We start from the raw sequence: 13,146 nt of genomic DNA on the forward strand, positions 1-13,146 counted from the left end.
CCTTTATATTGAGAAAAGCCCTTTTCAGAAGAAATTCCGAAAAGGGCTTTGTCATTTAATTATAGATACTTTCACAATTCTTTATTATAGCCCGGCCTTTTTTCCAATTATATTTAGTGAAAAAGAAAAATGACCATTTCTCCGGAAGAAATAAATAATTTTATTTCAGATCCATACCAGGCTATAGATTTTGCCAACCTAATTTACGTTTCTGAAGAACACCTTTCTATTAACCGAAAAAAAGTAGGCCGGGGATTTTCATATTTTTATAAAGGAGAACGTGTAAAAGATAAAAAAACACTAGAACGAATAAAAAGTTTAGTAATTCCGCCGGGTTGGAAAGAAGTTAGAATTACACATTTAAAAAATGGCCATTTACAGGTTGTGGGCCGCGATGAAAAAAACCGGAAACAATATATTTACCACCCTACCTGGAGCAAATTAAGAAATGAAACCAAATTCTTTAAAATGGCGGCCTTTGGAGAAAACCTGCCTAAAATAAGAAAACAAGTAGATAAAGACCTGGATTTACCTGAAATGAGTCGTAAAAAAGTACTGGCCCTTATTCTTCGTCTTATGGAAGAAACCCATATTAGAATCGGAAATCATTATTATGCCAGGAAAAATAAAACCTACGGACTTTCAACTTTTAGAACCCGGCACGTAAAAACTTATAAAAACAGGATAAAATTTGAATTTATAGGTAAAAAAGGTAAAGAACATGCGGTGACCGTAAAAAATAAAAAGCTAATAAAGCTTGTAAACCAATGTGAGGAAATTCCGGGTTGGGAACTTTTTAAATTCTACGACGAAAATGGCGATAAGCACGCAATAGATAGCGGGATGATTAATGAATATATTCACGAAATTAGCGGCGATCTCTTTTCAGCTAAAGATTTTAGAACCTGGAGCGCTACCAAGATTTTTTTTGAAACACTGCGTGAACTTGGCTATATCGAAGAAGAAAAACAGAATAAAAAGAACCTGCTCCAGGCTTTTGATGCTTCGGCAAAAGGTTTGGGAAATACCCGTGCCGTTTGTAGAAGTTATTATGTACACCCAAAGATTATAAATTCTTATGAAACCGGGGAAATTGCGCCTTATTTTGATAAAATTAAAGCTGAAGAAAAGCAAGATTATATTTCCCTTTCGGAAACTGAAAAAGTTATTCTCAATATGATTAAAGATTACGAAGTAAATATTTAAAATTCAAAGAAAAACAGCTATTCATTTTTCTTTAAATTAGCGGTATGAAGAACACCATTGCTTCCCGAATAGCAGATTTCCTTAAAAACTATCCGCCATTCAACCTTTTAAAAAAGGAAGATTTATTAATGATCTCACAACAGGTAAAAGTAAAATATCTTGAAAAAGGAAAATTACTTTTTACTGAAGGCGATATTGGGCACAAACGTTTTTATGTAGTAAATAAAGGAGCAATTTCTTTAGAACGGGATAATGAAGGAAAAAGAGAAACCATAGATAAATGTGACGAAGGTGATATTTTTGGCCTCAGGCCCCTATTTGCTAAAGAAAACTATCTTATTAATGCTATTGCAGAAGAAGAAACCATTCTTTACGCAATCCCCATAAAGAAATTTAAACCGCTTACAGAAGAAAATAAAGAAGTTGGGAACTTCCTGATTCAGAGCTTTGCTTCCAACACCCGTAACCCTTATGCTGAAGCTCATAAAGGGAAATTAATTTCAGATAAAGAACCGGTAGAAAATCAGTATAAACCAAACAATAATCTTTTTGAACTTCAGCCTGCTCCGGTTACCCGAAAAGTGGTCATGACCTCACCTGAAACCACTATTAAAAAAGCCGCACAACTTATGAGCAAAAAGAAAGTTGGATCGGTATTAGTGGTTGAAGAAAATATTCCCAAAGGCATTGTTACCGATGAAGATTTTAGAGATATGGTGGCTACGGGCGCATTTGGAATTGATACTCCAGTTTCAAGGATTATGGCATCTCCGGTAATTTGTTATCCGCAGGGATTAACCATCGCCCAGGCGCAGCTCACCATGATGAAACACCATATTAATCATATTTGCATTACCGAAGATGGAACGCCGAATACCAAAGTAGTAGGAATCCTTTCGGAACATGATATTATGGTTTCAGAAGGTCATAATCCTTCGGTTTTAATGAAAGCGATTCAACGAAGCAGTAGCACAAACGAATTAAAGAAAATTCGACATAAAATTACTTTATTGTTGCGTGGGTTTCTTGCTGCTAATATTCCGCTAAACCATATTTCAAAAATTATATTTGAACTGAATGATGCAACCATAAAACGCATCATTGAACGTTGTATTAAAAAACTACCTACTCCCCCGCCCTGCGATTTTACGTGGATTTCTCTAGGAAGCCAGGGACGAAAGGAACAACTATTACAAACCGACCAGGACAATGCGCTTATTTTTGAAGATGTTCCGCAAGAAAAACTGGAAGAAACCAGGGCTTATTTTCTGGAACTGTCAAGAAAAGTTAACAAGCGGCTAAACATAATAGGTTACGAATTTTGCCCTGCTGAAATGATGGCGAAAAACCCAAAATATTGCCTTAGTTTAAGTGAATGGAAAGACCAGTTTACCAATTGGATTATAGACCCGGGAAACGACGAAATTTTACTTTGCTCAATATTTTTCGATTTTGATATTTCTTACGGAAATGTATATTTATCTAATGCGCTGGCCGATCATATTTTTAGCCTTACCAAAGACAATAGGAAGTTTTATGCGGTAATGGGAGCTACAACTTTAAGAAATCCTTCTCCCCTTGGTTTTTTCAGGCAGTTTTTATTAGAAGAAGACGGGGAAAATAAAGATTTCTTTGATATTAAAAAACGAGGTATTACGCCCTTGACTGATGCTGGCAGACTCCTTATTTTATATCACCAGGTTAAAAATATTAGCAATACGGCAGAACGCTTTGAAAAACTGGCACAGCTGGAACCTAATAACAAAGAGCTTTTCCTGGCTTGTGCTTATGCTTCTAAGGTTTTACTAAAATTTAGAACCCAGCACGGTTTGGAAAATAGAAATAGCGGGAGATTTATTGATTTGGAAAATTTAAGTAAAGAAGAAAAAATTAAACTGAAACGTTGTTTTAAAAGTATTAGGCAGGTGCAGGAATTAATAAAATACCGTTTTGAAGTAACTCCTTATATCTAATGTTGGATTTTTTAAAAAAGAAACCTGATAATCTTCCAGATTTTTGGAAGGACTATGAAGCAAAATTTCAGGAAAAACTTCCAGAAGAAATTTCCGAGACTAGATTTGTTGTTTTTGACACTGAAACCACTGGCTTCGATATAAAAAAAGACAGAATGCTCTCTATTGGTGCTGTGGGTATTGAAAATAAATCTATAAATATTGCTGACGGATTTGAAGAGTATATTTTACAGGAAACTTTTAATCCTAAAACGGTGAAAATTCATGGAATTATTCAAAATGAAAGAATTAAAACACTTTCAGAAGAAGAAGCGGTGAAAGCATTTTTAAAATATATTGGGAATTCGGTTCTGGTGGCTCATCACGCAGGTTTTGATGTGGGGGTGGTTAATGAAGCTTTATCCCGAATGGGATTACCCAGGCTGAAAAATAAGGTTTTGGATACGGTAAATTTATATCGCGGAACCCGAATAATTTCAAATCTTATTAACCGTGAAAAAAGTTATTCGTTAGACGAAATTGCTGAAACATACAATATAGACACTAAAGACCGTCACACCGCGGCCGGTGATGCTTTTATTACAGCCCTTGCTTTTCTTACTATACTTGGTAAATTAAATACCGATAGAAAACTGAATCTTAAAAAATTATTCCGGATTTAAGAAAAAAAACCTCACAGATTTGAAAACCTGTGAGGCCTGGAATTTTTAAATATTCATGAAATTTGAGAATAATTCTTATAAAGAATTATTCATAATTTTCTCTACAACTTCTGGGTTTAATAATGTTGAAGTATCTCCTAGATCTTCGGTTTGTTTAGACGCGATTTTTCTTAGAATTCTTCTCATAATTTTCCCACTACGAGTTTTTGGTAGTCCGCTTACAAACTGTATTTTTTCAGGTTTGGCAATTGGGCCAACCTTATCTACTATTTGTTGAAGAATTTCTTTTCTAAGGTTATCCTGATTCCTGGACTCTCCTACCTCTTTTAAAGTAACAAATGCATAAAGTGCGTTTCCTTTTACTTCGTGTGGGAACCCAACCACAGCAGTTTCAGCTACCGCTGGATGCTCGTCTATAGCATCTTCAATAGGAGCAGTACCTAAATTATGTCCTGAAACTATAATAACATCGTCTACTCTACCGGTAATTCTATAATAACCAACTTCATCCCTTAAAGCACCATCACCGGTAAAATACATATTTTCAAACGTAGAGAAATAAGTTGTCTTATAACGTTCATGATCTCTCCAAACTGTTCTGGCCATCCCTGGCCACGGATACTTAATACATAATCTTCCGTCTACCTGATTTCCTTTTAATTCATTTCCGTTTTCATCCATTAAAGCCGGTTGAACTCCCGGAAAAGGCAAAGTTGCATAAGTTGGTTTTACCGGAGTTACATAAGGAATTGGGGTAATCATAATTCCGCCGGTCTCGGTTTGCCACCAGGTATCTACAATAGGGCTTTTATTTTTTCCTACATTATCATTATACCAGTGCCAGGCTTCCTCATTAATAGGTTCCCCAACAGTTCCAAGCACTTTTAAAGATGAAAGATCGTGGCTTTCTACAAATTCAATATTTCTTTTGGCTAAAGATCTAATTGCTGTTGGTGCAGTGTAAAATTGATTCACCTTATGTTTCTCTACCACATCCCAAAATCTTCCGGCATCTGGATAAGAAGGAACACCTTCGAACATTACGGTAGTTGCGCCGTTCGCGAGTGGACCATATAAAATATAGGAATGACCGGTAATCCAGCCAATATCTGCCGTACACCAGTAAACATCGTCTTCTTTATACTGAAAAACATTTTTGAAAGTATAAGCCGTATAAACCATATAACCGGCTGTGGTATGTAACATTCCCTTTGGTTTCCCTGTAGAGCCAGAAGTGTATAGAATAAATAAAGGATCTTCAGCATCCATAGTTTCTGCTTCACATTCCTCTGAAGCTTCATCTAATAAGGGTTGAAGCCATTCATCACGCCCTTCTTTCATTTCTATATCAGAATCCAGGCGTTTAGCTACTAGCACATTTTCAACACCGGGGCATTCTTCCAGGGCTTTATCTACAATTCCTTTAAGATCTATTGTTTTGTTGCCACGGTAAGAACCATCAGAAGTAATTAGCATTTTACAATCTGCATCATTGGTTCTGGTAGCGAGAGCTTTTGAAGAAAAACCGGCAAAGACTACAGAGTGTATCGCGCCAATTCTTGCGCAAGCCAGCATTGCTATGGCAAGTTCAGGAATCATTGGTAAGTAAATACAAACCCTATCGCCTTTTTCAATTCCTTTAGCTTTTAAAACATTTGCAAACTTGTTTACTTTTTTGTGAAGTTCTCCATAAGAGATATGTTGCGCTTCTTCTTCAGGATCGTTAGGCTCCCAAATAATTGCCGTTTTGTCAGACCTATTAAAGAGGTAACGATCTATGCAATTTTCGGTAATGTTAAGTTTAGCATTTTCAAACCATTTTACTTCAGGTTTATTAAAATCCCAGCTTAGCACATTATCCCATTTTTTCTGCCAGGAAAAATGTTCTTCAGCTATCTCTTCCCAGAAGTTTTGTGGATCTCTTACCGATTTTCTATAAACTTGAAAATATTCCTCTAAATTCTTAATATGATAATTACTCATAACTTAAATAAATATGTTGATGGTTATGTGGGTTAATAATGAAAAATATAAAATATCTTTTCTGCAATTTATAAAAACCTTCGGAAACCAAATACCCAAATCCCGTTAATATTGGGCTTTTTGAAGTTTTTACGGGAAGTTTAATAGAATAGAAATTTTTGTATAAAAATTAGAAGCAAACTCAATAAAGCGCTTGTTTGATTTTTAATTTCAAAATAAAGAAAACTGATTTTTTTAAGATAGAAGACCTTTTGAAAAGGCAAAAAGATTAATGCTCTACAAATTTTTGGTGGTCGCTTAGCCATTTATTTAAATGAGTGGCTTCCCTGGAAGAGACTTTTTTATTTGTTTTTTTCTCTCTCCATTCGTTTTCAGATTGTTTCTTGATATAAATCTTAGATTTCTGCCCCAAAGCGACTCCAAAAGCTTTTAAAGTAATTTCAGCTTTCGCAACATATGCATCATCGGTGCGCTGTAAATTTATAAGTCTCATTTTTACATTTTTTTCGATTGATTAGCAAATACTGCATCCTTTACTAGGCAAAGACTATGCCTGCAACCTCACTATTTTCTTTGATCTCTTCTTTTTACCGAAACTTTAACTTGTGAAAAACTATGTTTATAACTCAAAGCTGTTTTTATAAAACCACCGCAAATTCCTTATAACTTTACTTTTGTAAAATCATACCGGCGGGTATTACATTTTGTAATAAACAAGGGGAATCATGTGAGAATCATGAGCTGTTGCGCAACTGTAAAGTAGACTTTTCTACAAGCCAGATTACCTTCCCAACCGGGCTGACTTTTGCTTTCGCATATAAAGTAAATGTCCAGGATAATATATTTGCGGCCTTCCCGCTCTTCTCTTTTCCAAAGACACCTATTTGCTTTTATGCTTTTGATTTTAAAACTAAAACAAAAGTGATATGAGTATTTTTGAAAAACGGGTAAATTACAAACCTTTCGATTATCCCGAAATTCTTCAGTTTACCGAAGCAATAAATCGTTCTTTCTGGGTACATTCTGAAGTAGACTTCACCGCCGATGTACAGGATTTTCATTCCCATCTTAGTGAAAATGAAAAACAGGTAATTAAAAAGAGTTTGCTTGCCATCGCACAAATTGAAGTAGCCGTTAAATCCTTTTGGGGAGATTTATATGAGCACCTCCCAAAACCGGAATTTAACGGCCTGGGAAGTACTTTTGCTGAATGTGAATTTAGACATTCTGAAGCTTACTCCCGTTTGCTCGAAGTTTTAGGTTATAACAACGAGTTCGAGAAATTGATAGAAACTCCTGTTATCAAAAAAAGGGTAGCTTATCTTTCTGAAGCTTTAGCAAATACAAAATCTTCAGATGAAAAGAAATACGTGTTTTCCCTTATTTTATTCTCTATTTTAATTGAAAACGTATCCCTCTTTAGTCAATTTGCTATTATTCTTTCGTTTAGTCGCTTTAAAGGCGTGATGAAAAATGTGAGTAATATTATTGCCTGGACATCGGTAGACGAACAAATTCATGCTAACGCCGGGATTTATATTGTAAACCAGATCAAAAATGAATTTCCAGAATTCTTCAACGAGGAAACCAAAACTCAAATTAGGGAAATCATTGCTCACTCTATGGAAGTAGAATCTGAAATCCTGGACTGGATTTTTGCTGATGGCGCTTTGGAACAATGCAAAAAAGAAGACCTTCTGAATTTTATGAAATATCGGGTAGACGATAGCCTTGAAAAAATTGGTTTGGAAAAAATCTACTTTGTTTCAGAGTATGATTACAAAGCTATGTTATGGTTTGAAGAAGAAGTTTTCGCCAATAGTTTAGACGACTTTTTTGCCAAGCGCCCGGTAGATTATACCAAACACGATAAGAGCATCACCGCCGATGATCTTTTTTAAACAATATTCCGCAGCAATATTTCAACTTAAAATCCAGCAAAATGCCCGAAACAATAAATAAAGAAACGCAACAGGAACGCCTATGGTGGCTTAATGAAGAAAGCCAGCAAATACTTAACCGCGGCTACTTATTAAAAGGAGAAACCACAAAATCTGCTATAGAAAGAGTTGCAAATGCAGCTGCAAAAAGGCTCTACAAACCAGAACTGGCAGAAGCTTTTATAGAAATGATAGAGCGTGGCTGGATGAGTTTAAGTTCGCCAATTTGGGCCAATATGGGTACCGAACGCGGATTACCTATTTCCTGTTTTAATGTATATGTACCCGATAATATTGAAGGAATTACCCACAAACTGGGCGAGGTAATTATGCAAACCAAGATTGGTGGCGGAACTTCAGGCTATTTTGGGGAGCTAAGAGGTCGTGGGAGTGCAGTTACCGATAATGGCAAAAGCAGCGGAGCTACGAGTTTTATGAAGCTTTTTGATACCGCTATGGATACTATTTCACAAGGTGGAGTACGCCGCGGAGCTTTTGCTGCTTACCTGGATATTGACCACCCCGATATTAAGGAGTTTCTAGAGATAAAAAATATAGGAAATCCTATTCAGAATTTATTTTATGGCGTAAGTGTGCCCGATTACTGGATGCAGGAAATGATAGATGGAGACCGGGAAAAACGAGAAATCTGGGCTAAAGTGTTAGAAAGCAGGCAGCAAAAAGGTTTGCCATATATTTTCTTTAAAGACAATATTAACCGATTTAAGCCACAAGTTTATAAGGATAAAAACTACGTTATAAATTCCAGTAATTTGTGTTCAGAAATCGCACTGCCCTCAACCGAGGAAGAGTCCTTTATTTGCTGTCTCTCTTCTATGAATTTGGAGCTGTATGACGAATGGAAAGATACTGAAGCCGTAAAACTGGCTATCTATTTTCTTGATGCTGTTTTACAGGAATTTATCGCCAAAACCGAGGATAATTATTACCTCACTCCTGCTAATAAATTTGCAAAAAGACATAGGGCACTGGGATTGGGCGTTATGGGTTGGCATTCTTATCTTCAGAAAAATAGAATTCCTTTTGAAGGCTTAAAAGCAAAAGGCTTAACGAATTCCATTTTTAAAGAAATTAATGAGAAAGCTACAAAAGCAAGTAAGGAATTAGCTAATATTTATGGCGAACCCGAGGTTTTAAAAGGCTACGGATTAAGAAATACTACTTTAATGGCCGTTGCGCCTACTACCTCTTCTTCTGCAATTTTGGGACAGGCATCACCGGGAATTGAACCTTTTAGCAGTAATTACTATAAAGCCGGATTGGCAAAAGGGAATTTTATGCGGAAGAATAAATATTTAAAGGAATTGCTCCAGGAAAAAGGATTAGATACCGAAGAAACCTGGCGAAGCATCATGCTAAACCACGGAAGCGTACAGCATTTAAAAGAATTGAGTGATGAAGAGCGAATGATCTTTAAAACCTTTAAAGAGATAAGTCAGCTAGAGATTATACAACAGGCTTCAGTTAGGCAAAAATATATAGACCAGGCGCAAAGTTTAAATTTAAATATTCCATCAGATCTTCCGGTTCGGGAAGTAAATAAGTTAATGATAGAAGCCTGGCAACTGGGAGTTAAAACCCTTTACTATCAAAGAAGCCAAAGTGTTTCTAAAGAATTTATAGCTAATATGGTGAATTGTGCTAGTTGTGAGGCTTAGGTTCTGAAATTCATTTAAAAGTAAAAAGGCTGTCTGGAAAGTCTGAAGAACGTCACCCTGAATTTATTTCAGGGTTTAACTTGTTAGATTTTCAAAACATGTTAGAAGCTGAAACAAGTTCAGCTTGACGAAAACAGGACGTTTACAAAACAGCCTTTTTCTTATTCTTAAAATTCAGACTACATAACTCCCCATTCTTTTAGAGAATCTTTGTTCATTTTTACGTAATCCTGGTTTCCGGCTTTTTCAGCTTCGGCTAAAGATTTTTTGGCAGCTGCAATTGCTTCTTCTGTTTTACCAAGATCGGCTGCGATAAGCGATTTTCTTCTTAAGATCCAAAAGGCATTTGGGTTACCCATTTCAAGGGATTTATTTACCCATTCGTAAGCCTGTTCCAAATCTTTATTGGCATCGTGATAATAAGTTGCGGCCGCAAAATAATCTCCTGCCCCTGGGCCATTCATCGTTTTTTCAATACTGGCCATTGCTTTTTCTTCAGTAGGCACTTCAAATCTTAAGCTTGCTACGGTATTTTCCCAAATAATATTAAGAGCAGCAGAATCATTCTTCAGCTCATCTATCATAATGGTAAAAGTTTCCATTTCAAAAGGAAGTTCCATCACTTCGGCAGTTGCTTTTAAGGCTACTTTCTCCTCGCTCCATTCAGCAGGATTTCCCCAGTTTGAAGCATCGTTATAGAACATTACTTCCCATTCTTTTTCCTTCGGAATTGTGTAAATAGCATAAGTTCCCGCTTTTAATTCTTTACCCTGAACAGTAACATCGTCACTAAAAGTGATTTTGGTATTTTCGTTAGCTCCGGTACGCCATACTTCCCCATAAGGTACCAGATCGCCAAAAATCTCGCGATCTCTCATTCCGGGGCGGGAATATTCGAGCGTAACATCGGTAAGTCCAACTTTTTGTTCAACTTTAGTAAATGGGCTAGGTTGAGGCGCCTGTACCTGTGCCTGGGCAGCACTCATAAGCCCTGCTGTACATAAAAATAAAAGTAGTTTATTCATTATTTAGTTTGTTTTTAGTTTGATCAAATATACCGAGAAATTGATTACGAATTTAGATAAGAAGCAACTTCATTTATATTTTGTTTAACTATAATAATTTTATTTTAAACAAAACTACTCTTAATTTTACATTCAAATACAACTAGAATGAAAATCTACACCAAGAAATCGGTTCAAAAACTTCCTATCAGTCTGGAAAAGGCCTGGGAATTTCTCTCCAATCCCGGAAATCTAAAGACAATAACACCAGATTATATGGGATTTAATATTCTCTCGGGAGCCGATCGCCCAATGTACCCGGGACAAATTATTCAATATATTGTAACTCCAATTGCGGGAATTAAAACCAAATGGGTAACCGAAATCACTCACGTAAAAGACAAAGAATACTTTGTAGATGAACAGCGTTTTGGGCCTTACGCCCTCTGGCACCACAAGCATTTCTTAGAAGAAATTCCCGGCGGTGTAGAAATGGAAGATATTGTAGATTATAAATTACCCTTTGGAATTCTGGGTCAAATGGCTCATCCCTTCCTCGTAGCTCCTAAACTGAAAGAAATTTTTGGTTACAGACAGAAAAAACTCGTAGAACTTTTTGGTGAATTTGATGAAAGTAAAACCAAAAATTCCACTCTCAAACAGGACATTTTAGCGTAATCCCAAAAAAATAAATTATGAAAAAGAATATTTTACTAATTGGTGGTTCTACAGGAATCGGACTTGAAATTGCCAATCAACTGGTTACTGAAAATAATGTAATTGTTGCCTCTAGAAATAAAGGTAAATTAAACGATGATATTAAACATTTAGAATTCGATGTTTTAAAAGATAATATTGAAGATCTTGAGTTGCCGGAAGAAATACACGGCCTGGTTTATTGCCCCGGAAGCATTAACCTGAAACCTTTTAAAATGCTAAAGCATAAAGATTTTGAGAAAGAAATGAACTTAAATTTCTTAAGTTTAGTTAAAGTGGTTCAGGGAGTAATGCCGAAATTAAAGAAAGCCGAAAATGCAAGTTTGGTATTTTTTAGTACCGTGGCCGTTAAAGTTGGAATGCCCTTCCATACCAGCGTTGCCGCGGCAAAAGGTGCGATTGAAGGTTTTGCAAAATCCCTGGCAGCAGAGTATGCTCCCAGCCTTCGCGTAAATGTGATCGCTCCATCTTTAACTGATACTCCGCTAGCTGAAAAATTATTGTCTAATGATTCTAAGAAAGAGAAAATGAGTGAAAGGCATCCTCTTAAAAGGGTTGGAAACGCTAAAGATATCGCCAACGCGGCTACCTTTTTATTAAGCGATAAAAACAGCTGGATCACGGGACAAATTATTGGGGTAGACGGCGGACTTTCAACTTTAAATATTTCGTAAATGAGTAAAGAAGTGAATATTTTCTGGTTTAGACGTGATTTGAGATTAGATGATAACGTAGGTTTTCTCGAAGCTTTAAAATCTGATAAACCGGTTTTACCAATTTTTATTTTTGATACAGAAATCCTTGATAAATTACCTAAAAATGATGCGCGTGTAACTTTTATACACGAGCAGCTTCAAGAAATGCGAAAAGAACTGCAAAATGATTTTAGCAGCTCTATCGCGATGTATCACGGCAAACCAGAAGAAATTTTTCAGCAGTTAATTAAGGAATATCAAATTGCTGATGTATTCACTAATCATGATTATGAACCTTACGCAACCCAAAGAGACAAGGAAATAGCCGAGCTGCTTTCTGAAAATAATATTGAATTTCACACTTTTAAGGACCAGGTTATCTTTGAAAAAGATGAAGTGCTTAAGAAAGATGGCGATCCTTATGTGGTGTACACCCCTTATATGAGGGCCTGGGAAGAGCACTTCAAATCCCTGGATCTTAAAATTCATTATACCAGTCAATATCTGGATAATCTTATTCCAAATACCAGGTTGCCTAATTTAAGCTTAAGTGATATTGGATTCAAAACTTCAGAAATTAAAGTACCGGATTATGATGTTACGCCTACTTTAATTCAGCAATATGAAAATACCAGAAATATTCCCGGAAAAGATGGTACCTCTAGATTAGGCGCCCATCTTAGGTTTGGTACTGTAAGTACTAGAAAAATGGTAAAAAAAGCTAATGCCGAAACAAATAAAACCTTTTTAAATGAATTGATCTGGAGGGAGTTTTTTATGCAGGTTTTGTATCACAACCCAGACACTGCCACTGAATCTTTTAAAAAGAAATACGACCGTATTGAATGGCGCAATAACGAAGAGGAATTTGAAAAGTGGAAAACAGGAAACACAGGTTATCCACTGGTAGACGCAGGAATGCGCCAATTAAACAAAACTGGTTTTATGCATAATCGGGTAAGAATGCTGGTAGGAAGTTTTCTTTGCAAACATTTACTCATTGATTGGCGCTGGGGCGAAGCTTATTTTGCTGAAAAACTACTGGATTATGAGATGTCTTCGAATGTTGGCAACTGGCAATGGGTTGCTGGAAGTGGTGTAGATGCAGCTCCTTACTTTAGAATTTTTAACCCAACTACACAGATTGATAAATTTGATAAGGATAAAAAATATATCAAAAAATGGGTGGAAGAATTTGAGACTGATGATTATCCTGAAAAAATGGTAGATCATAAAGAAGCCCGCGAACGGGCTCTAAAAGTTTATAAAGATGCCGTAAGCTAATTA

At 36.1% G+C, this 13,146-nt stretch carries 11 protein-coding genes and 1 riboswitch; of the genes, 8 read left to right on the forward strand and 3 right to left on the reverse strand.

Annotated features, from left to right (window positions below):
* Positions 1-129: 129 nt before the first annotated feature.
* From AO058_RS14305 to AO058_RS14315, 3 genes are read left to right on the forward strand one after another with little or no spacing between them, the layout of a single operon-like run.
* Positions 130-1,206 carry a DNA topoisomerase IB gene (locus AO058_RS14305; protein WP_075327153.1) on the forward strand — a complete coding sequence of 359 codons (1,077 nt, stop codon included), beginning with the start codon at positions 130-132 and terminating at the stop codon, positions 1,204-1,206.
* Positions 1,207-1,250: 44 nt separating this feature from the next.
* A complete protein-coding gene (locus AO058_RS14310) occupies positions 1,251-3,179 on the forward strand; it encodes a DUF294 nucleotidyltransferase-like domain-containing protein (RefSeq protein WP_075327154.1) in 1,929 nt (642 codons plus the stop codon).
* Positions 3,179-3,841 (forward strand): 3'-5' exonuclease, encoded by a 663-nt coding sequence (locus AO058_RS14315; protein WP_075327155.1) that lies wholly within the window; start codon positions 3,179-3,181, stop codon positions 3,839-3,841. Before AO058_RS14310 ends, AO058_RS14315 begins: the two co-directional genes overlap by 1 nt.
* Positions 3,842-3,916: 75 nt before the next feature.
* On the opposite strand, the gene acs is transcribed toward AO058_RS14315, so the two are convergent.
* Positions 3,917-5,824, reverse strand: coding sequence for an acetate--CoA ligase (acs, locus tag AO058_RS14320; RefSeq protein WP_075327156.1), 1,908 nt, complete (start codon positions 5,822-5,824; stop codon positions 3,917-3,919).
* A 268-nt stretch (positions 5,825-6,092) separates the two neighbouring features.
* Positions 6,093-6,317 (reverse strand): hypothetical protein, encoded by a 225-nt coding sequence (locus AO058_RS14325; RefSeq protein ID WP_075327157.1) that lies wholly within the window; start codon positions 6,315-6,317, stop codon positions 6,093-6,095.
* A 181-nt stretch (positions 6,318-6,498) separates the two neighbouring features.
* Positions 6,499-6,633: riboswitch (cobalamin riboswitch) on the forward strand.
* A gap of 117 nt (positions 6,634-6,750) precedes the next feature.
* On the opposite strand from AO058_RS14325, the gene AO058_RS14330 reads away from it, so the two are divergent.
* Both AO058_RS14330 and AO058_RS14335 read left to right on the forward strand, forming a co-directional pair.
* Positions 6,751-7,725: a ribonucleotide-diphosphate reductase subunit beta gene (locus AO058_RS14330; protein ID WP_075327158.1), complete on the forward strand. Its 975-nt coding sequence runs from the start codon at positions 6,751-6,753 to the stop codon at positions 7,723-7,725.
* Between the two features lie 41 nt (positions 7,726-7,766).
* Positions 7,767-9,443 carry a ribonucleoside-diphosphate reductase subunit alpha gene (locus AO058_RS14335; RefSeq protein ID WP_075327159.1) on the forward strand — a complete coding sequence of 559 codons (1,677 nt, stop codon included), beginning with the start codon at positions 7,767-7,769 and terminating at the stop codon, positions 9,441-9,443.
* Positions 9,444-9,622: 179 nt separating this feature from the next.
* Here AO058_RS14335 and AO058_RS14340 read toward each other — a convergent pair whose 3' ends face one another.
* A complete protein-coding gene (locus AO058_RS14340) occupies positions 9,623-10,468 on the reverse strand; it encodes a DUF2911 domain-containing protein (protein ID WP_075327160.1) in 846 nt (281 codons plus the stop codon).
* Positions 10,469-10,615: 147 nt separating this feature from the next.
* Here AO058_RS14340 and AO058_RS14345 point away from each other — a divergent pair, with 147 nt between their 5' ends.
* The 3 genes from AO058_RS14345 to AO058_RS14355 are packed head-to-tail and all read left to right on the forward strand — an operon-like array spanning position 10,616 to position 13,143.
* On the forward strand, positions 10,616-11,125 hold the full coding sequence (locus AO058_RS14345; protein WP_075327161.1) for an SRPBCC family protein: 510 nt from the start codon (positions 10,616-10,618) through the stop codon (positions 11,123-11,125).
* A gap of 17 nt (positions 11,126-11,142) precedes the next feature.
* Entirely contained in the window at positions 11,143-11,838 is a 696-nt protein-coding gene (locus tag AO058_RS14350; RefSeq protein WP_075327162.1) for an SDR family NAD(P)-dependent oxidoreductase, read from the forward strand.
* Positions 11,839-13,143, forward strand: coding sequence for a cryptochrome/photolyase family protein (locus AO058_RS14355; RefSeq protein ID WP_075327163.1), 1,305 nt, complete (start codon positions 11,839-11,841; stop codon positions 13,141-13,143).
* Positions 13,144-13,146 lie beyond the last annotated feature (3 nt).

It is taken from the genome of Salegentibacter sp. T436 (genome assembly GCF_001932675.1).
GTDB lineage: Bacteria > Bacteroidota > Bacteroidia > Flavobacteriales > Flavobacteriaceae > Salegentibacter > Salegentibacter agarivorans.